A 23464-nucleotide genomic window follows, 5' to 3' on the forward strand; every position below is an offset into this window, starting at 1 on the left:
CGTGCAAGGGGTTGAGGTGGGGTACCGCACGCCGACGCACCGCCCCCCCGGGCGAGACGTACGGGCCCCGGCCCACACGCTGCCGCCCGCTTCTATATGCGGGCCATATCGCTGGTGCACGGCAGCCGCGGACGTCTGACGCTTCGTCTACGAGCCGGGTGTGCCGCCGGTTTGGCGTTCGCGGCCCTCTGTGCGTACGACGGGGCTCACGGCTGCCGTCACGGTCAGCAGCAGGACGACGGCGCCGATGCCGAAGCCCGTGACGGTGAGACCGGCCCGGTCGAGCAGCCAGCCGCCGCCGAGGGCGCCGAGGGCGCTCGCGACGGAGGACAGGGCACCGGTGGCGCCGTTGACCCGGCCCTGCAGCTCGTCGGGGGTGACGCGCATCTGGTAGATGCCTCCCGCGACGTTGAAAAGGCTCGCCACGAAGGAGATACCGGCCAGAGTGCCGATGAGGACGAGGGGGCTGCGCGCAAGCACCGACAGCGGCACGAGAACGGTCCAGACGGCGAAGCCGGTCACCACGGTCCGGTACAGACTCGCCCTGCGCAGCCACCAGGACGCACACAGGGCGCCGAGTACGCCGCCGACGCCGCCCGCGCCGACGACGATGCCGACGATCGCGGGCGAGTGGCCGCCGTCGTGGACGATCACCATCACCGACAGGAGCAGCACCTGGAAGACGAGGTTGCTGCCCGCGAAGATCCCCACCATCGTGCGCAGGAAACGGCGTTGCCACAGCCAGCGGATGCCCGCGGTGACTTCGGCGCGCAGCGGCTCCCTGGGGCCGGGCGCCCGCTCGGCCGTGAAGCGCCGTCTGATGGAGAGCAGCAGGACGAGGGCGACCAGGGCGGCCAGCGCGTTGGCGGTGAAAGGGAGCCAGCGGGCGAGCGTGAACAGCGCGCTGCCGCCGGGCTGTCCGAGCAGGCCGATGGCCGCGCCGCGCGCCTCGTTCTGGGAGAGCGCGGCCGGTAGCTGTCCGGGACTCACCACATGCCGGACGGTGGCCCGTTCGGACAGCTGGTAGACGATCGTCACGGACGCCAGGAGGAACGCGGCGGCCATCAGGTGCGGCAGCCAGAACCGACCGGCCGCCTCGGTGGCGGCGACACTGCCGACGACCAGCACGCCGAGCACGTCACAGCCGATCATCAGCTTCCGGCGGTCGAGGCGGTCGACCAGCGCCCCGGAGGGCAGCTGAACGAGGAAGCCGGGGAGCGCCGCCGCGAACGTCACCAGGCCCGTGGCGGCGGCCGATCCGGTGTGCCACAGCACAAGCAGCGGGAACGCCGCCATGGTCAGTGACGTACCGAGCCGCGAGACACCGGCGCTCACCCACAACCGGATGAAGTCGGCGTTGTGGCGGAGGGGGGCGGGAGGCGATGTCGCCTCGTCCGTGGCCTCCGCGGAGGCCACGGCATCAGCAGAGGCGACGGCCTCGGGCACTTCGAGGCGCTCAGACACCGCGCACACCCGAACCGTCCGAAGCGTGCGCGCCGTCCGTACCGTGCTCCCGCTGTACCGCCTCGTCGATCGCGCGCTGCCACAGGCCCGCCGTGCGGGTCCGCTCGGTCCAGGTCGTGGCGATCACGTGCCGGACCAGCTCCCGGCCGGCCACCGCGTTCGTCAGCAGCACAGCGCCGACGCCGGAGTGCAGCCGCATCCCGGTCATGGCCTGATAGCCGTAGGCCTGCCCGCCGTGGCCGAACTCCAGGTCGCCCGAGGAGTCGTCGACGATGGTGCTCCAGCCGTACATCCTGCCCGCCTTCGGCATCAGCATCTCCCGTGCGAGCTCCTGCTCGACGAGGGCGCCCGGCAACCCGAGCCGACAGCGCCGGACCTGGACGGCCAGCGCGGCGAGGTCGGCCGCGGTGCTCCACAGACCGCCTGCGGCGGCCTCCGGGTTGACGTAGTAGCCGTCGGGCACCGGCGCCCCGTTCGCGTCGTGGCCGTGGGCGAACTCCCGTCCCGACAGGTCGGGGAAGCGCGGCTCGAAGCCGCTGCCGGTCATCCCCAACGGGTCGAACACCAGCCGCCGGACCAGGTCGGGGAACTCCTCGCCCGTCAGGTCGGTCATCGCCTGCTGGAGCACCGAGTAGTGCACGGGCGTCAGCCGGAACACCGCGCCGGGCTCGTCCTGCCGGTGCGCGGCCGGAGTGCGGGCCGGGGCCCGCCCGGTCAGCACGTCGAGCACCGATGGCACCGGTTCGTGCCTGCTATAGCCCTCCGTCAGGTCCGGGTGCCCGGCGAAGCCGGCCTGGTTGCCGAGCAGCAGCCTGGCGGTCACCGGGCGGCCGTCGGGGACCCGCCATGAGGTCAGGTGGTCGTTGATGTCACGGTCGAGGTCGAGCAGGCCGTCCGACACCAGCCGCAGCACGGTGAAGGCGGTGAGGTGCTTGCTGATCGACCCGGCCGCGAACACCGTGTCGTCAGTGACGTGCGCGGAACGGTTCGCGCGCTGGACCCCGAAAGCGTGTACCTCCGCGACCTCGCCGTCCCGGACGAGGGCCAGGCTCGCGCCCGGGATACCGTGCCGCTCCATCACGCCCTCGACGGCGTCCCGGACATCCGGGACCGCACGGGCGGCACCTCGTCGCGGGCCTCGCGCTCCGTCGCGCAGCAGCGCGCCGAGCTCGGCGGCCTGCCCCTCGGCCAGCTTCCGGACGGTCGACTCCTCGTGGACGGCCTCGCGGTGGGTCCAGCGCAGGTACAGCCGGTCGCCGTGGACGCGGGCGTCGACGTCCAGGAGCAGCCCGTCGGGCAGCTCCGTGTCCTGCATGACCGCATGCTCCGGTACGAACGGGAACGCCTCGTCGCCGACTTCCTCGACGGCCGTGTACGTGAATCGGACCTGCGGCGCCGGCAGAGCCGCCAGCTCCTCCGCGACGTCCGGATCGGGAGCCAGCCAGCGCAGCACTCCGTAGCCGTAGCGGGGTTCGGGAAGTGCCTTCAACTGCCGGGTCACCGACGTCAGATCGGCCGCGGGGCCACGGTCGCGCGGTAGCCGCAGGGAAACCGGGACCCGGTCCGTCAGCGGGCCGACGGTCCGTGCCAGGGCGGCGGCCTCGTCGGACGCCTCCCGGCGCGGGTCGACGGTGACCTCGACGCCGATGCGGTCCGCGCCCGCCCAGCGCGCGAGCACCCGCCCGAGCGTGGACAGCAGCAGCCTCTCCGGCCGGTCACCTGCCAGCAGTAGGGCGGTCTCGTCCGCCGGGAGCGACACGGTGACGGTGGCGCCGTCGCCAATACCGTCGCCGTCACCCGTCACACCCTGGACCGCGCCGTCGGCCTCGTGGTCGACGGGCAGCGGCGAGGCCGCGGGCAGACCCAGCCAGATCTCGGCCTGGTCGAGCAGTTCCTCGCTCCCGGCCCGTTCGGCGAGCTGCCGCGCCAAGCCGTGCAGCGGGACCGGCACGTGGGGCAGCCGGACCACCCGGCCGCGGGCGACCTGTCGTACGGCCGTCGCGAGGTCGGCGAGGACGACGGACCAGGAGCTGTGGTCCAGGGCAAGTTCATGCCCCGACAGCCACAGTTCGTCATCCGGGGTGTCGTCGAAGCGGATCAGCGTGGCGCGCAGAGCGGCACCCTTGCGCGCGTCGACGTCCGTCGCGCTCTCGGCGACGGCCGCGCGGACCGCCTCCGCGCGCCGCTCCGCCGGTACGGCGGTGAGATCGGCGACCCGCAACAGGGCGTCGTCGTCGACCTCTGCGAGCCGCGCGACGGCCGTCGAACCTGAGGGCTCGAGCACCAGCCGCAATGCCTGGTGGTGTCGGACCACGACCGCCAGCGCCTTTTGCAGTACGTCGGCGTCGGCCCGCCCGTTCCACGGCACCCGCACCGTGCGCGCCCCGGCCGCGTAGCCGTCGAGCCACTTGATGTGGGCCGGCAGCAGCGGCATCCCGTCCTCCGGGAACCGGGCGTCGTCCGCATCGGCCTCCGCCGTCAGCGACGCGAGATCGCCGAGGGTGCGCGCCTGGAGGATCATCCACATGGCTACCGGCAGCCCGGCCTCGCGGCACTTCTCCAGCATCCGCACGGCCCGCAACGAGTCACCGCCCAGGTCGAAGAAGCTGTCCTCGACACTGACGTCATCCACCTCGAGAAGCTCGCACCAGATGGCGGCGAGCCGCTTCTCGACCGGCGTGCGCGGGGCGGTGCGGGGAGCACTGGATGCGTACGTGGTCCGGTCCGGGGCGGGCAGGGCGCGGTGGTCGATCTTGCCGCTGTTGGTCAACGGGATCGCGTCGATTGCCACGTACGCCGCCGGGACCATGTACTCGGGCAACGCCTCGCCCAGGTGCTCCCGCAGCACGGCTGTTTCCGCCGTGCCGACGACGTACGCCACCAGGCTCTTGTCCCCGGCCTCGTCCGCACGCGCCACGACCACCGCATCCGCCACAGCAGAGTGCTCCCGCAGCCGCGACTCGATCTCACCGAGCTCGATGCGATAACCGCGCACCTTCACCTGACTGTCGATACGCCCCAGACACTCGAAAGTACCGTCCGCAAGGCGGCGGGCCAGGTCGCCGGTTCGGTAGAGCCGGGATCCGGGCGCTCCGTACGGGTCGGGCAGGAACTTCTCCGCCGTCAGCCCAGGCCGCCCGTGATAACCATGCGCCAAACCGTCACCAGCGATGCACAACTCACCCGTGACCCCGACCGGGACCGGCGTGCCCTGCACGTCGAGCACGTACAACTGGGTGTTGGCCAGCGGGTCACCGATGGAGACGTAGCCGTCGGGGGCTCGCGGCACATCCCAGGCGGACGACCAGATGGTGGTCTCCGTCGGCCCGTACACATTGACCAACCGGCTTACGTGCGAACCGAGTTCCTGAGCGAGCTCGACGCTCATGGCTTCACCGCCGACCAGCGCGGTGACAGCGGGATCGTCGAACCCGGCCGCCAGCAGGAGTCGCCAGCCCGAAGGAGTCGCCTGCACATGGGTCACACCCTGTGCCTCCGCGAGTTTCCGCAGGGCAACAGCGTCCTTGGCCTCACTGTCACCAGCCAGGACGACCCGCCCGCCGGTGATCAGCGGCAGGTGCAGCTCAAGACCCGAGATGTCGAACGAGATCGACGTCGACGCAAGCCACACGTCAGCGGAGCCCGCGCCCAGCCGCTCCCGCAACGACGCCAACAGGTTGTGCAGCGCCCGGTGGCTGATGACCACACCCTTGGGCCGCCCCGTCGAACCAGACGTGTACAGGACATAGGCCACCTGCTCCGGATCCGCGGAAACGGACTCAAACACAGGAGCCAGACCGTCGATCTCCGCACGGTGCGCAGCGAGGTAGTCATCCGAGACCACCAGCACAGCCCCGGCATCCTCCGCCATGTACGCGGCACGCTCAGCCGGCAGCGCAGGGTCAAGCGGCAAATACGCCGCCCCCACCTTCCACACCGCCAACATGCTCACCAACACATCCGGCGACCGCCGCAAAGCAAGACCCACCACACCCCCCGGCACCACACCCACACCCCGCAGATGCCGAGCCAGCCGACTCGACCGCTCCTCCAACTCCCCGTAACTGACGCGCTCTTCACCACAAATGACAGCCACGGCATCGGGAGTCGCCGACGCCTGGCCCGCGAACAACTCCAACGCACCGACACCACCCCACTCGGTCGCGGCAGGTGCCGACAGCGCGGCGGTCAGCTCCTCGGACGGAAGGTGCGCCTCGCCCGCCATGCCCGTCGGGTCGGCGGCCATCGCCTCCAGCACCTTTCGGTACAGGGCCGCCAGGCGCCGCAGGTTCGTCCCGTCGATCGCTTCGACAGAGGCGATCAGCGCGATGTGCCGCCGAGAGGCGACCACGTTGAGGGCGAACTCGTTCGCGCCGTCGTTCAGACCGGCGGCCACGTCGACGGCGGACGTGTCGACCTGGTGGAAGTCCAGGTGCTCGAAGAGCACGGAGACCAGACGCCGGGCGTCACCGGTGTCCCGCTGGATGGCGGGAAGCGGGTAGCGGCGGTGGGCCCAGATCTCCGTCTCCTGGGCGTGGACCCGCTCCACCATGTCCAGCCAGGTGCCGGAGGGGCGGGTCGAGGGGAACGGCAGGGTGTTGAGGTGCATGCCCAACACCCGCTCCGACCCCGGCGCCTCCAGACGGCCGTGGAAGACGACACCCGTATGGAAGGCGTCCTCCACCGTGAAGGACGACAGCACCTTCAGGTGCGCCGCAAGCAGGACCGCCTTCAGCGAGGTCCGGGACTGCCGGGCCAGGGCGAGGAGGCCATCGGCCAGGTCGCCGAAGGGGATCGACTCCTCGTGCGTCCCCGGCAGGTTCCTGCGCGCGTCCGCCCAGCTCTCCGGGAGGGAGGCGGGGCCGTGGCGCTCGACGACGTCCTGCCAGAAGGTGCGGTCCTCCTCGCTGTCCAGCGAGGCGAGTTCGGCGGCGACGAAGTCCGCGTACCGGACGGCCGGAGCCTCGTGCACCGGAGCCTCACCGCCGTCACGCAGGCTGCGATAGCAGTCCACGATCTCCATGAGGAGGGTGTGGTAGCTCCAGCCGTCCGCGATGGCGTGGACGTACGTGAAGGTGATCCGCCAGGCCTCGTCCGACTCCAGATGTACCGCTATCCGCAGGGCGGGGCTCTCGGCCAACACGAATCCCGTCGCCTGCTCCTCGGCACCGAACGCCCGCAGCGCCGCATGCTGTCCCTGCGTGCTCTCGCCGCGCAGATCGTGCATCGTCACCGGTACGGCGCTCTTGCCGTGCACCAGTTGGAGCGGCCGGGAGTAGCCGGTGAGGTGGAGCGTGGTGCGCAGCGTCTCGTGGCGGTGTGTGATGTGGTCGACGGCGGCGCGGAACGCCTCCGTCGAGAACGGCTGATCGTCGGGGATCCGGAAGGAGTTGATGTTCTGATACGCCGACCGGCCCTGCTCCTGCGCCGCCAGCATCTCCACCAGCATGCCGGTCTGGATCTGCGACAGCGGATACGCATCCACCACACCCGCCGGCAACAAGGCCCGGTCCTCCGCACCCAACAGCCCGAAGACCTCCACCGTGCCGACCAGCGAGACAGAGCTGTCCCCTGTCACATGGGTCGCCAACGCGGCGATGGTGCGGTGCTCGAAAACCGCCCGCACATCGACGTCATAACCGGCAGCACGCAGCGCACCGACCAGACGCACCGCCCGGATCGAATCACCACCCAGATCGAAGAAGCTCTCCTCGACCCCCACCTCGTCCCGCTCCAGGACAGCCGCCCAGATCGCGGCCAGCCGCTCCTCCGACGGCGTACGCGGAGCCGTACGACAACCACCCGCGAAAGCCCTCTGATCAGGGGCAGGCAACGCACGGTGATCGACCTTGCCGCTGTTGGTCAACGGGATCGCGTCGATGGCCACGTAGGCCGCCGGGACCATGTACTCCGGCAACGCCTCCCCCAGGTGCTCCCGCAGCGGGGCCGTTTCCGCCGTGCCGACGACGTACGCCACCAGGCTCTTGTCCCCGGCCTCGTCCGCACGCGCCACGACCACCGCATCCGCCACAGCAGAGTGCTCCCGCAGCCGCGACTCGATCTCACCGAGCTCGATGCGATAACCGCGCACCTTCACCTGACTGTCCATACGCCCCAGACACTCAAAGGTGCCGTCGGCCAGACGACGAGCCAGGTCACCCGTGCGATACAACCGCGAACCAGACGGCCCGTACGGGTTCGGGACGAACTTCTCCGCCGTCAACCCCGAACGGCCGTGATAGCCGTGCGCCAAACCGTCACCGGCGATGCACAACTCACCGACGACACCCGAGGGCACAGACCGGCCCTGCGAATCCAGCACATACAACTGGGTGTTAACGAGCGGGCTGCCGATGGAGACCTGCGCGACGGATTCCGGCACGTCCCATGAGGACGACCAGATCGTCGTCTCCGTCGGACCGTACACATTCACCAACCGCCGCACTCGTGAGACGAGTTCCTGAGCCAGCTCGGCGTTGACGGACTCACCACCGGTCAACGCCACCACCGACCGGTCACTGAACCCGGCCGCCAACAGCAGGCGCCAGCCCGAGGGCGTCGCCTGCACATGGGTCACACCGTGCGCTTCCGCGAGCGCCCGCAGCGCGGTGGCGTCCTTGGCCTCGGTGTCACCGGCCAGGACCACACGACCGCCCGTGATGAGGGGCAGGTGCAGCTCAAGACCCGAGATGTCGAACGAGATCGACGTCGACGCCAGCCAGACACCCGTGTGATCGACACCGAGGTGATCCCGCAGCGAGGCCAGCAAGTTGTGCAGCGCCCGGTGGCTGATCACGACACCCTTGGGCCGCCCCGTCGAACCAGACGTGTACAGGACGTAGGCCACCTGCTCCGGATCCGGAGAGACCGCGTCGAAGGCAGCGGGCAGACGACCGATCTCCGCACGGTGCGCGGCAAGGTAGTCATCCGTGACCACCAGCACAGCCCCGGCATCCTCCGCCATGTACGCGGCACGCTCAGCCGGCAGCGCAGGGTCGATCGGCAAATACGCCGCCCCCACCTTCCACACCGCCAACATGCTCACCAACACATCCGGCGACCGCCGCAAAGCAAGCCCCACCACACCACCCGGCACCACACCCACACCCCGCAGATGCCGAGCCAGCCGACTCGACCGCTCCTCCAACTCCCCGTAACTGACACGCTCTTCACCACAGACCACAGCCACCTCATCGACCCGATCCGCCACCTGCCCCGCGAACAACTCCAGCGCATGCCCCGAGCTCCACACGGTGGCGTGCGCCCGAGCCTCGAACTCCCCCTCGGGCAAGCACACGACCCCGGCGTCCCCCTCCGGGTCCGCCGCCATCGCCTCAAGCACCGACCGGTACATCGACCCAAGCCGCCGCAGATTCTCTCGGCTGATCACATCCGTCGTGGAGCCGAGGTTGAAGTTGCCCTTGGTCGGGATGACGTTCATCGCGAACTCGTTGATGCCGTCGTTCAGGCCCTGAGCGGTGTCGACCGTGTCGGTGTCGACGTGGTGGAAGTCCAGGTACTCGAAGAGCACCGAGATGAGGTGCCGGGAGTTGCCGGCGTCCCGCTGGACGGCGGGGAGGGGGTAGCGGCGGTGGGCCCAGATCTCCGTCTCCTGGGCATAGACCCGCTCCACCCACTCCCGCCAGGTGCCCGAGGAGGGCCGCACCGCGGGGAAGGGGAGGGTGTTGAGGTGCATGCCGAGGACGCGGTCCGCGCCCGGAGCTTCCAGACGGCCGTGGTAGACGACCCCCGCGTGGAAGGCCTCGTCCGGCGTCAGCGCCGAAAGCACCTTCAGATGCACCGCAAGGAGCACGCTCTTCAGCGAGGTGCCTGCCGTACGCGCCAGTTCCCGCAGGCGCCCCTCCAGATCCGTGTACGGAACCTGCAGACCGTGCCGCTCCTTGGTGTCGCCCTCCGGGCCGCCCCACGTCTCGGGCAGTCGGAGCGGGGCGTAGCCGTCCGTGACCTCTCGCCAGAACGACTGGTCCTCCGCGCTCGCCACCGACGCCAACTCGGCCGCGATGAAGTCCGCGTACCGGACGGAAGGCGCCTCGTACTCCGGCCCCTCGTACTCAGATGCCCCGCTCCCCCTTGCCTCGCCGCCGTCCCGAAGTCGCCGGTAGCACCCGACGATCTCCATCATCAAGGCGTTGTAGCTCCAGCCCTCCGAAACGGCGTGGTGGTAGGTGAAGTTGAGCCGCCAGGCGTCGTCGCTCTCCAGGAGCGCCGAGACGTTCATCAGGGGGGCGGTCGTCAGGTCGAAGACAACCGCGTGCTCCTGGGCCACGTACTCGGCCTTGCGTCGCTCCTGCTCCGCCGCGTCCAGGCCACGCAGGTCGCGCAGGGTCACGGTGAGGTCGGCGGTGGCGTGGACGAGCTGGAGCGGCCTGGAGTGGTCGGACAGGTGCATCGACGTGCGCAGGATGTCGTGGCGGGCCACAACGGTGTCGACCGCCTCCTGGAGCGCGGCGAGCGAGAACGGCTTCTCGTCGCGGATCCGGAAGGAGTTGAGGTTGTGGTAAACGGCCCGTCCGTCGGGGCTGCCGGCCATCGTCTCGGCGAGCATGCCGGTCTGGATCTGTGACAACGGGTACGCGTCCACCACGTCCGCCGGGAGCAGGGCCCGGTCCGCCTCGTCGACGAGGGCGAACGGGGTCACGGTGGTGACCAGGGAGGTACCTCCGCCCTGTCCCGCGAGGTGCGTGCCGAGTCCGGCGACGGTGCGGTGCGCGAAGACATCCTGGACAGACACGTCGAACCCGGCGGCGCGCATCGCCCCGGCCAGGCGGACGGCGCGCAGCGAGTCGCCGCCCAGGTCGAAGAAGCCGTCCTCCACACTGACGCGGTCCAGGCCGAGAACCTCGCCCCAGACGGCAGCGAGCCGTTCCTCGACGGGAGTGCGCGGCGAGACGTACCGGCCGGTGTCGAAGGCGTCGCGGTCCGGGGCGGGCAGCGCCCTGTGGTCGATCTTGCCGTTGGCCATCAGCGGCACGGCGGCGAGCGTGACGAAGGCGGCCGGGATCATGTAGTCGGGCAGGCTGGCGGCCAGGTGCTCCCGAAGGAGGCCGGAGTCGGCTTCGACTCCCGAGCCTCCTTGGCCTGCCTTGCCTGCCGGATCTGCCTGGCCGGCCGGGACGACGTAGGCCACGAGGGACTTCGCCCCCGTCCGGTCCTCGCGAGCGACGACCACCGTGTCGGCGACGGCCGGGTGCTCGCGCAACGCGCTCTCGATCTCGCCCAGCTCGATGCGGTAACCGCGTACCTTCACCTGGTCGTCGATGCGGCCGAGGAACTCCAGTCGTCCGTCGTGCAGTCGGCGGGCCAGGTCGCCGGTGCGGTACAGCCGCGCACCCGCGGGCCCGAACGGGTCGGGCACGAAGCGTTCCGCGGTCAACGCGGGCCTGCCGAGGTAGCCCCGGGCGAGGCCGGGGCCGCCGACGTGGATCTCGCCGGGGACGCCGACGGGGACAAGTCGCCCGTGGCCGTCGAGGAGGTGGACGCGCAGGTCGGTCAGATGTCGGCCGAGGACGCTGCGCGCGGGGTGGCGGAAGTCGTCGGCGTCGACACGGTGGAAGGTGCAGTGCACGGTGATCTCGGTCGGGCCGTACAGATTGACGAGCATCGGCTCGTCGATGCCCACCCGGTCGACCCACGGCTGCAGTTCGGCCGTATCGAGGCGTTCACCGCCGAAGACCACGGCCCGCAGCGCGAGCCGGTCGATGCGCTCGTCGCCATCGGCGGCCAGCGCGGCGAGCGGGCGGAACGCCGACGGGATCCGGCACACGACGGTCACCCGCTGCTCCACGAGCAGGTCGAGGAACTCCTCCGGTGACCGGCCGACCTCGGTCGGCACGATCACCACACGGCCGCCGTGCAGGAGCGCGCCCCACATCTCCCACACGGAGAAGTCGAAGGCGTACGAGTGGGCCTGCGTGCACACGTCGTCCCTGCCGAAGCGCATCTGCTCGGCGATGGCCGTGAACATGCGCAGGACGTTGGCGTGGCTGAGGCCGACGCCCTTCGGCCTGCCCGTCGAACCGGACGTGTAGATGACGTACATCAGGTCGTCCGGCGCACCGGCGGGTGCGGGCGCGGTGTCCGGGAGTGCCGCGAGGGCGGCCCGTTCCGTCTCGCCGTCCAGGAGCACCACGGGACCCCCGTGGATCCCGTCGAAGGTGGCGACGTGCTCGGTCCTGGTGATCAGCAGGGGCGCCCCCGCGTCGTCGAGTACGTACGCGAGACGGTCGACGGGATTCGTCGGGTCGAGCGGCAGGTACGCGGCCCCCGACTTGAGCACGCCGAGCAGGGTCGGCACGAGGTCGATGTCCCGTTCCAATGAGACGCCGACGAGGGTGCCGGGGCCCGCGCCGAGGCCGATCAGGTGGTGGGCGAGCCGGTTGGCCCGCTTGTCCAGTTCGGCGTACGTCAGGTGCCGGTCCCCCCAGGTGACGGCGACCGCGTCGGGGGTGGCTGCGACATGCGTGGCGAAGGCGTCGGGCACGCGGTGGTGGACCGGCTGCTCGACGGCGGTGTTCCAGTCGACGAGCAGCCGCGTCAGCTCCTCCTCCGGCAGGCAAGGGTCACCGGCGTCCCCGTGCGGGTCGGCGGCCATGGCCTCCAGGACCCGTCGGTACTGGTCCGCCAGGCGCCGCAGGGCTTCCCGGCCGAACACATGAGTACCCGCACCGAGAGTGACCCGGCCGCCCGACGCCACCACGCTGAGCTCGAACTCGTTCCCGCCGTCGCCGAGTCCGCCCTCGACATCGACGGCGTCGCGGTCGACCTGGTGGAAGTTCTGGTGGTCGAAGAGGGTGGTGATCAGCCGCTGGCTGTCGCCCGAGTCCCGCTGGATGGCGGGGAGCGGGTAGCGGCGGTGGGCCCAGATGTCCGTCTCCTGGGCGTAGACCCGCTCCACCAGCTCCAGCCAGCTGCCGGAGGGCCGAGAGGCCGGGAACGGCAGCGTGTTGAGGTGCATGCCGAGCACTCGCTCGGCATCCGGGGCCTCAAGACGACCGTGGTAGACGACACCCGTATGGAAGGCGTCTTCCGCCGTCACCGTCGACAGCACCTTCAGATGCGCCGCCAGCAACACACTCTTCAGCGACGTACGCGCACGGGCCGCCAGCTGACGGAGGCCCTCCTCCAGATCTGCGTACGGCGCCTGCGCCCAGTGGAAGCCCTCCGGGGCACCGTCGTCGTCGGCCCAGGTGGCCGGGAGATGCAGTGCGGTGTGGGTGCCGACGACGTTCTGCCAGAAGGCGCGGTCGTCGTCGCTCGCCAGGGAGGCGAGCTCGGCCGCGATGTAGTCGGCGTAGCGGACAGAGGGAGCCACGTACGTCGCGACCTCACCGCCCTCCATCAACTGCCTATAGGCATCGAGGAGTTCCATGAGCAACGTGTTGAGCGTCCAGCCCTCGGTCACCGCATGGCAGTGGCTGACCGTCAGCCGCCAGGCGTCATCCGACTCCACGTGCGCGCAGAACCGCATCAGCGGAGCAGTGGTCAGGTCGAAGCCGCGGGCCCGCTCGCGTGCCGCGTACCCCTCACCGGCGACGGCGACATCCCGCCCACGCAGATCCTCGATCTCCACGGTCAACTCGGCATCAGCGTGCACCACTTGAAGCGGCAGGGAGTAGCCGTCCAGATGCACGGATGTACGCAGGATGTCGTGGCGGGATACGACCACGTCCACCGCGCGCTGCAATGCCACCGCATCCAGCGGCCGCTCGTCCGGGATCCGGAACGAATTGATGTTGTGGTAGACATCCCGGCCCTCGCTCCGCGCGGCCAGCATCTCCACCACCATGCCGGTCTGGACCTGCGACAGCGGATACGCGTCCACGACATCCACCGGCAGGGCGAGCCGGTCCTCCGGGCTGACCAGCGCGAACGGCTCCACCGCCGCCGCCACATCGGCAGCCGACCGCCCCTGGACCACCACAGCGAGCGCGGCGATCGTGCGGTGCTCGAAGATCTCCCGTACGTCGATGTCGTACCCGGCGGCCCGCAACGCACCCGCCAGACGGACGGCCCGGATGGAGTCGCCGCCCACCTCGAAGAAGCTGTCCTCGACGCCGACCTCGGCCACATCGAGGACCTCGCCCCACACCGCCGCAAGACGCTCCTCGGCAGGCGTACGGGGTGCCACGCGGTGGGCGGTGGTGAAGGCGTCGCTGTCGGGCAGGGGCAGGGCACGGTGGTCGAGCTTGCCGTTGGTGGTCAGGGGAACGGCGTCGATGGGCACGAAGGCCGCCGGGACCATGTACTCCGGCAGGACGGATGCCAGGCGGTCGCGGAGTTCCGCGGCGGTCGGCGCGGGGCCGGCCGGGACGAGGTAGCCGGTGAGGACCTTGTGCCCGGGGGCGATCTCGGTGACGGTCACGACGGCGTCGCTCACCGCCGGGTGCTCGCGCAGTCGGCTCTCGATCTCGCCGAGCTCGAGCCGATAGCCGCGCACCTTGACCTGGTCGTCGATGCGGCCGAGGAAGTCCAGGGACCCGTCGGGCAGTCGGCGGGCCAGGTCGCCGGTGCGGTACAGCCGCGCACCCGCGGGCCCGAACGGGTCGGGCACGAAGCGTTCCGCGGTCAGCGCGGGCCTGCCGAGGTAGCCGCGGGCGACGGCCGGGCCGCCCACGTACAGCTCGCCGGGCACGCCGACCGGCACGAGGTGTCCGTGCGGGTCGAGGAGGTGGGCGCTCAGGTCGGACAGGGGGCGTCCGATGTCGCTGCGGCGGGGGTGGGCGAGGTCAGCGGCGCCGACACGGTGGTAGCAGGCGTGCATCGTGGTCTCGGTCGGCCCGTAGAGGTTGACCAGGACCGGCTCGTCGAGGCCCATCCGGTCCACCCACGGCCGCAGTTCGGCCGTCTCCAGTTTCTCGCCGCCGAAGCCGACCAGGCGCAGGGCGAGCCGGTCGAAGCGGGGGTCGCCGTCGCCGACCAGCGCGATGAGGGCGCGGAACGCCGTCGGGGTCTGCAGCAGCACGGTGACCCGTTCCTCGACGAGCAGGTCGAGGAACTCCTCCGGCGAGCGGACGACGTCCGGGGGCACGACCACCAGGCGGCCGCCGTGCAGCAGGGCGCTCCACATCTCCCAGACGGACACGTCGAACGCGTACGAGTGGGCCTGTGTCACGACGTCGGCGGCGCCGAACGCGAACTGCTCACGGGTCGCGAGGAACAGCCGTAGCACGTTGGCGTGGCTGACACCGACGCCCTTGGGCGTGCCGGTGGATCCAGAGGTGTAGATCACGTAGGCCAGGTCGTCGGGGTCGGTAAGGCCCTCGGGCGCGGTGGCCGGCAAGCCGCTCATGTCTTCCATGTCGACGAGGAGCAGCTCGCCCTCGAAGGCATCGGTCACCCGTTCCGCGAGGCCGTTCGCGCTGACCAGGATGCGGGCCCGCGCGTCGGTCAGGATGTGGACGAGGCGGTCGTCGGGGTTGTGCGGGTCGAGCGGCACATAGGCGGCGCCCGACTTCAGGACGCCGAGCAGGGTCGGCATCAGGTCGAGGTCGCGGTCCAGGAGGACGGCGACGACAGTGTCAGGTCCTGCGCCGAAGCTGCGCAGCCGGTGCGCGATCCGGTTGGCGCGCGCGTCCAGTTCGGCGTATGTCAGGTGCCGGACGCCGAAGGTGACGGCGGTGTGGTCGGGCGTGCGGGCGGCCTGGGCAGCGAACGCCTCGTGCACGCACTGCTCGACGGGCTGCCCGACCGGCTGCTCGACTTCGGTGTTCGTGCTGTTCCAGTCGACCATGAGCCGGTCGAGCTCGTCCTGGGCGAGGGGCACCACCGTGGCGTCCCCGTCCGGGTCGGCCGCCATCGCCTCCAGGACCCGCCGGTACAGCTCGCCGAGGCGGCGCAGCGCGTCCCGGCCGAGTACGTCGGTGGAGGTGCCGAGGTTGAACCGGCCGTTGCCGGAGACCACGCTCAGCGCGAACTCGTTCGGCGACGAGTTGAGTCCGGCGTCCATGTCCACGGCGTCGCGGTCGACCTGGTGGAAGTTCTGGTGCTCGAAGAGGGTGGTGATCAGCCGCTGGCTGTCGCCCAAGTCCCGCTGGATGGCGGGCAGGGGGTAGCGACGGTGCGCCCAGATGTCCGTCTCCTGGGCGTAGACCCGCTCCACCAGCCCCAGCCAGCTGCCGGAGGGCCGAGAGGCCGGGAACGGCAGCGTGTTGAGGTGCATGCCGAGCACTCGCTCGGCATCCGGGGCCTCAAGACGACCGTGGTAGACGACACCCGTATGGAAGGCGTCTTCCGCCGTCACCGTCGACAGCACCTTCAGATGCGCCGCCAGCAACACACTCTTCAGCGACGTACGCGCACGGGCCGCCAACCGCCCCAGGCCCTCCTCAAGATCGGCGAAGGGAACGTACACACGGTGGTGGTCACCGGCGTCGCCGTCCTCGTCGGCCCAGGTGTCGGGCATCGTCAGCGGTGCGTGCCCGCGCACCACGTCCTGCCAGAAGGCTCGGTCGTCGTCGCTCGCCAGGGAGTCGAGTTCGGCCGCGACGAAGTCGGCGTACCGCACGGCGGGCGCCACGAACGCGGCAGGTTCACGCCCCTCGCGCAGGTCGCGGTAGCAGTCGAGGATCTCCATGAGGAGGGAGTGATAGCTCCAGCCCTCGGTCGCCGCATGGCAGTGGCTCAATGTCAGCCGCCAGGCGCTGTCGGACTCCAGCTGGACGCCGATCCGCAGCAGCGGCGCGGAATCCAGGTCGAAGCCGGCGGCACGGTCGCCGTCCGCGTACGCCCGCCCGAGCTGCTGCTGTTCAACGGCGTCGAGCCCCCGCCAGTCGTGCACGGTCACGGGCAGGACGGCCGAGGCGTGGACGAGCTGCAACGGCTGGGAGTAGCCGGACAGATGCATCGACGTGCGCAGGATGTCGTGGCGTGCGACGACGGTGTCCACGGCTGCCCGGAAGGACTCCACCGAGAACGCGTGCTCGTCCGGGATTCGGAAGGACGTCAGGTTGTGGTACGTGTGCAGTTCACCGGCCCGGAGCAGCTCGACGAGCATGCCGGTCTGGATCTGCGACAGCGGATACGCGTCCACCACGTCCGTCGGCAGGGCGGCCCGGTCCTCCGCCGACACGAGCGCGAACGGCGCCACGGCGCGGATCAGTGAGGCACCCCCGCCCTGCCCGGACAACCGTGCGGCGAGCGCGGCGATCGTGCGGTGCTCGAAGATCTCCCGTACGTCGATGTCGTACCCGGCGGCCCGCAACGCCCCCACCAGACGGACGGCCCGGATGGAGTCGCCGCCCACCTCGAAGAAGCTGTCCTCGACGCCAACTTCGGCCACGTCGAGGACCTGGCCCCACACCGCCGCAAGGCGCTCCTCGGCAGGCGTCCGGGGTGCCACATGCCGGCCACCGGTGTAGGCGGTCTGGTCGGGGGCGGGCAGGGCACGGTGGTCGAGCTTGCCGTTGGTGGTCAGGGGAACGGCGTCGATGGGCACGAAGGCCGCCGGGACCATGTACTCCGGCAGGACCGGCGCGAGGTGCTCCCGCAGCGAGGCCGCGTCCGCTTCGCCGACGACGTACGCCACCAGGGTTTTCTCTCCGGTCTGGCTCTCACGGGCCACGACCACGGCATCCTTGACCGCCGAATGCTCACGCAACCGGTTCTCGATCTCACCCAGCTCGATCCGATAACCACGGATCTTGACCTGCTTGTCCAGACGGCCAAGCGACTCCAGACTCCCATCCGGACGCCGCAGCGCCAGGTCACCACTGCGATACAACCGCGAACCAGCCGCACCGAACGGGTCCGGCACAAACCGCTCGGCCGTCAGCTCCGGCCGCCCCAAATACCCACGCGACACCGCCGGACCCGAGACATAAATCTCCCCCGGAACCCCGATGGGCACCAACCGGCCCTGCACATCCAGGAGATGAATGGCGGTGTCCGTCAAGGGATACCCGACCGGGCTGAGTGCCGGATGGGCCAGGTCCTCGCCGGTGATCCGGTGGTAGGTCGAGTGAACCGTCGTCTCGGTGATCCCATACATGTTCACCAGCGCCGGACCCTCGACACCGACACGGTCGACCCAGGGCCGCAACTCACTCAGATCCAGCCGCTCACCCGCGAACACCACCGCACGCAAAGACAGTTGACCGATCCTCGGATCGCCCTCCCCCGCAAGCGCCGTCAGCGACCGAAACGCCGTCGGCGTCTGACACAAAATTGTCGCCCGCTCCCGGACCAACAGATCCAAGAACTCCTCCGGCGCCCGCGTCACCTGCGCCGGCACCACCACCAACGTGCCCCCGTGCAGCAGCGCACCCCACATCTCCCACACCGACACATCAAACGCATACGAGTGGAACAACGGCCACACATCACCCGCACCGAACCCAAAATGCCGCTCACTGCTGCTGAACAACCGCAGCACATTGGCATGACTGAGCCCAACACCCTTCGGCTTACCCGTCGAACCAGACGTATAGATCACATAGATCAGATCATCCGGCACACCCCCGGTCACCGGCGCCACCGACGGACACCCGTCGATCATCACCCTGTCGTCGTCATCGTCGATGACCACCAGCCGCCCGGCAAACGACGACAACCGATCCACCAGGCTGCGCTGCGTCACCAGAATCGGCGCCGCCGCATCATCCAGAATCGTCGCCAACCGCTCATCCGGATTCGCCGGATCCAACGGAAGATAAGCCGCACCCGACTTCAACACACCCAACAACGACGGGATCAGATCAACCCCCCGCTCCAACGAAAGCCCCACCAGGGCGCCAGGCTTCGCTCCCATGTCCCGCAGGTGATGCGCGAGCCGGTTCGCCCGTTCGTCCACTTCCGCGTATGTCAGGCGAACGTCCCCGCACACCACGGCCGTGCTCTCCGGCGTACGGGCGGCCTGCTCCGCGAACGCCTCGTGCACCCGTCGGCCGACCGGCACCTCGACCGCCGCACCGGCACCCCACTCACCCAGCAGACGCTCCCCCTCACCCTCCGGCAGATACACCGCACCCGCATCACCCAGCGGATCAGCAGCCATCGCCTCCAGAACCCGCCGATACATCGAGGCAAGGCGCCCCATGTTCTCGCGGCTCATGGTCTGGGTCGTCGAACCGAGGTTGATGTTGCCGCCGGCCGCGATCGCGCTCAGCGCGAACTCGTTACCGCCCGCGTCCTGGTTCGACGCCGTGTCGACGACATCGGTGTCGACCTGGTGGAAGTTCTGGTGGTCGAAGAGGGTGGTGATCAGCCGCTGGCTGTCGCCCGAGTCCCGCTGGATGGCGGGGAGCGGGTAGCGGCGGTGGGCCCAGATGCCCGCCTCCTGCGCGAACACCCGCTCGACGAAAGCCAGCCAGGTGCCCGAAGACGGCCGAGTCGCCGGGAACGGCAGGGTGTTGAGGTGCATGCCCAACACCCGCTCGGCATCCGGGGCCTCAAGACGACCGTGGTACACGACACCCGTATGGAAGGCGTCTTCCGCCGTCACCGTCGACAGCACCTTCAGATGCGCCGCCAGCAACACACTCTTCAGCGAGGCGCCAGCTCGTTCCGCAAGGTACTGGAGGCCTTCTTCGAGATCACCGAACGGGGCTTGGACCCAGTAGCGGTCGCTGCTGTCGCCGCTGGTGTCGGCCCAGGTGGCCGGGAGATGCAGTGCGGTGTGGGTGCCGACGACGTTCTGCCAGAAGGCGCGGTCGTCGTCGCTCGCCAGGGAGGCGAGCTCGGCCGCGATGTAGTCGGCGTAGCGGACAGAGGGAGCCACGTACGTCCCGACCTCACCGCCCTCCATCAACTGCCTATAGGCATCGAGGAGTTCCATGAGCAACGTGTTGAGCGTCCAGCCCTCGGTCACCGCATGGCAGTGGCTGACCGTCAGCCGCCAGGCGTCATCCGACTCCACGTGCGCGCAGAACCGCATCAGCGGAGCAGTGGTCAGGTCGAAGCCGCGGGCCCGCTCGCGTGCCGCGTACCCCTCACCGGCGACGGCGACATCCCGCCCACGCAGATCCTCGATCTCCACGGTCAACTCGGCATCAGCGTGCACCACTTGAAGCGGCAGGGAGTAGCCGTCCAGATGCACGGATGTACGCAGGATGTCGTGGCGGGATACGACCACGTCCACCGCGCGCTGCAATGCCACCGCATCCAGCGGCCGCTCGTCCGGGATCCGGAACGAGTTGATGTTGTGGTAGACATCCCGGCCCTCGCTCCGCGCGGCCAGCATCTCCACCACCATGCCGGTCTGGACCTGCGACAGCGGATACGCGTCCACGACATCCACCGGCAGGACGAGCCGGTCCTCGTCGTCGATGAGTGCAAAGGGGGCGACTGCCTCCGTCACTTCGGCGGCGGACCGCCCTTCGGTCAAAGCAGTCAGCGCGGCGATCGTGCGGTGCTCGAAGATCTCCCGTACGTCGATGTCGTACCCAGCGGCCCGCAACGCACCCACCAGGCGCACCACGCTGATCGAGTCGCCGCCCACCTCGAAGAAGCTGTCCTCGACGCCGACCTCGGCCACATCGAGGACCTGGCCCCACACCGCCGCAAGACGCTCCTCGGCAGGCGTCCGGGGTGCCACGTGCCGGCCACCGGTGTAGGCGGTCTGGTCGGGGGCGGGCAGGGCACGGTGGTCGAGCTTGCCGTTGGTGGTCAGGGGAACGGCGTCGATGGGCACGAAGGCCGCCGGGACCATGTACTCCGGCAGGACCGGCGCGAGGTGCTCCCGCAGCGAGGCCGCGTCCGCTTCGCCGACGACGTACGCCACCAGGGTTTTCTCTCCGGTCTGGCTCTCACGGGCCACGACCACGGCATCCTTGACCGCCGAATGCTCACGCAACCGGTTCTCGATCTCACCCAGCTCGATCCGATAACCACGGATCTTGACCTGCTTGTCCAGACGGCCAAGCGACTCCAGACTCCCATCCGGACGCCGCAGCGCCAGGTCCCCACTGCGATACAACCGCGAACCAGCCGCACCGAACGGGTCCGGCACAAACCGCTCGGCCGTCAGCTCCGGCCGCCCCAAATACCCACGCGACACCGCCGGACCCGAGACATAAATCTCCCCCGGAACCCCGATGGGCACCAACCGGCCCTGCACATCCAGGAGATGAATGGCGGTGTCCGTCAAGGGATACCCGACCGGACTGAGCGCCGGATGGGCCAGGTCCTCGCCGGTGATCCGGTGGTAGGTCGAGTGAACCGTCGTCTCGGTGATCCCATACATGTTCACCAGCGCCGGACCCTCGACACCCACACGGTCGACCCAGGGCCGCAACTCACTCAGATCCAGCCGCTCACCCGCGAACACCACCGCACGCAAAGACAGTTGACCGACCCTCGGATCGCCCTCCCCCGCAAGCGCCGTCAGCGACCGAAACGCCGTCGGCGTCTGACACAAAATTGTCGCCCGCTCCCGGACCAACAGATCCAAGAACTCCTCCGGCGACCGCGTCACCTGCGCCGGCACCACCACCAACGTGCCCCCGTGCAGCAACGCACCCCACATCTCCCACACCGACACATCAAACGCATACGAGTGGAACAACGGCCACACATCACCCGCACCGAACCCGAAATGCCGCTCACTGCTGCTGAACAACCGCAGCACATTGGCATGACTGAGCCCAACACCCTTCGGCTTACCCGTCGAACCAGACGTATAGATCACATAGATCAGATCATCCGGCACACCCCCGGTCACCGGCGCCACCGACGGACACCCCTCGATCATCACCCTGTCGTCGTCATCGTCGATGACCACCAGCTGCCCGGAGAAGGAAGACAACCGACCGACCAGGCTGCGCTGCGTCACCAGAATCGGCGCCGCCGCATCCTCCAGAATCGTCGCCAACCGCTCATCCGGATTCGCCGGATCCAACGGAAGATAAGCCGCACCCGACTTCAACACACCCAACAACGACGGGATCAGATCAACCCCCCGCTCCAACGAAAGCCCGACCAGAGTGTCGGGACCGGCGCCAAGGCCGACCAGGTGGTGGGCGATCTGATTGGCCCGAGCATCCACCTCGGCATACGTCAGACGGTCGTCGCCGCAGGTGACCGCGGTGTGATCGGGCGTACGGGCGGCCTGCTCGGCAAAGACCTCGTGCACCCGCCGGTCAACAGGCACCTCGACCGCCGCACCGGCACCCCACTCACCCAGCAGACGCTCCCCCTCACCCTCCGGCAGATACACCGCACCCGCATCACCCAGCGGATCAGCAGCCATCGCCTCCAGAACCCGCCGATACATCGAGGCGAGACGCCGTACGTTCTCGCGGCTGACGACGTCCGTGGTCGTACCGAGGTTGAAGTGACCACCAGATGCGATCGCACTCAGAGCGAACTCGTTGACGCCGTCGCCGAGGTTGGCCTCGACGTCGACCGCCGCGCTGTCGACCTGGTGGAAGTCCTGGTAGTCGAAAAGGATGGTGAGCAGACGGTCGGCGGCGCCCGAATCCCGCTGGATGGCGGGGAGCGGGTAGCGGCGGTGGGCCCAGATGCCCGCCTCCTGCGCGAACACCCGCTCGACGAAAGCCAGCCAGGTGCCCAAAGACGGCCGAGTCGCCGGGAACGGCAGGGTGTTGAGGTGCATGCCCAGGACACGCTCGGCATCCGGAGCCTCAAGACGACCGTGATACACGACACCCGTATGGAAGGCATCCTCCGCCGTCACCATCGACAGCACCTTCAGATGCGCCGCCAGCAACACACTCTTCAGCGAGGCACCAGCTCGTTCCGCAAGGCTTCGCAGACCCTGCTCCAGGTCCGCGAAGGGCACATGTGTCCAGTGCCGGTCGAACGAACTGCCGTACTCGTCAGCCCATTTCGCGGGCAGAGCTGTCGGTGCGGCATGGGCGACGACGTCGGACCAGAACGCGCGGGTCTCAGCAGACGCCAGGGCAGTGAGCTCGGCCGCGATGAAGTCGGCGTAGCGCACGGCGAGCGGAGCGGGATCGGCGGTGCCGTCGCCGTTCTGGAGGCGTCGGTAGGTGTCGAGCACCTCGGCCAGCAGAGAGTTCACGGTCCAGCCGTCGGTGACGGCGTGGCAGTGGCTGAGCGTCAGACGCCAGGCGGTGTCGGACTCCACGTGCACGGCGAAGCGCAGCAAAGGGGCGGCGGTCAGGTCGAACGGTTCGGATCGCTCGCGGGCCACGAACTCCCGGCCCAGCAGCTCCTGTTCCCCCGCGTCCATACCGCGCCAGTCGTGTGCGGTGACCGGCACGTCGGCGGTGGCGTGCACCAGCTGCAAGGGCTGCGAGTAGCCGGTCATGGCGATGGAGGTGCGCAAGATGTCGTGCCTCTGGACGACCGAGCGCACGGCCTCGCGCAGTGCGTCCGCCGCGTACGGACGCTCGTCGGGGATCCGGAACGAGTTGATGTTGTAGTACAAGCCGCTGTCCGGGCGGGCCAGCATCTCGACGAGCATGCCGGTCTGGATCCGCGACAGCGGATACGCGTCCACCACGTCCGCCGGCAGGGCGGAACGGTCCTCGTCGTCGATGAGCACGAAGGGGACGACTGCCTCCGTCAGCGAGGCGCCCGTGCTCTGCCCCTCCATCACGCGGGCGAGTTCGGCAACGGTCCGGTGTTCGAACACGTCCTGTACGCCGATGTCGTACCCCTCGGCGCGCAGCGCGCCGACGAGGCGGATGGCCCGGATGGAGTCGCCGCCGAGGTCGAAGAAGCTGTCCTCGACGCCGACGCGGTCAAGGCCGAGTATCTTGCGCCAGACTGCGGCGAGCCGCTCCTCGTCCGTGGTCCGCGGAGCGATGTGCCGACCGCTGGAGAAGGCGTCCTGGTCGGCGGCGGGCAGGGCGCGGTGGTCGATCTTGCCGCTGTTGGTCAACGGGATCGCGTCGATTGCCACGTACGCCGCCGGGACCATGTACTCCGGCAGCGCCTCGCCCAGGTGCTCCCGCAGCACGGCTGTTTCCGCCGTGCCGACGACGTACGCCACCAGGCTCTTGTCCCCGGCCTCGTCCGCACGCGCCACGACCACGGCATCCGCCACGGCAGGGTGTTC

Annotated in this window: 2 protein-coding genes; both read right to left on the bottom strand. The window is 69.6% G+C overall.

Annotated elements, in window-relative coordinates; all coding sequences use genetic code 11:
• Positions 1-147: 147 nt before the first annotated feature.
• Positions 148-1464 (bottom strand): MFS transporter, encoded by a 1317-nt coding sequence (locus tag ACZ5U5_RS28655; RefSeq protein WP_469027079.1) that lies wholly within the window; start codon positions 1462-1464, stop codon positions 148-150.
• The gene (locus ACZ5U5_RS28660) at positions 1457-23452 is read right to left on the bottom strand and encodes an amino acid adenylation domain-containing protein (RefSeq protein ID WP_469027080.1); all 21996 of its coding nucleotides are present in this window, start codon (positions 23450-23452) and stop codon (positions 1457-1459) included. The genes ACZ5U5_RS28655 and ACZ5U5_RS28660 overlap by 8 nt, the downstream gene beginning before the upstream one ends.
• Between the last annotated feature and the right edge of the window lie 12 nt (positions 23453-23464).

Source organism: Streptomyces sp. NPDC033177 (assembly GCF_055577715.1).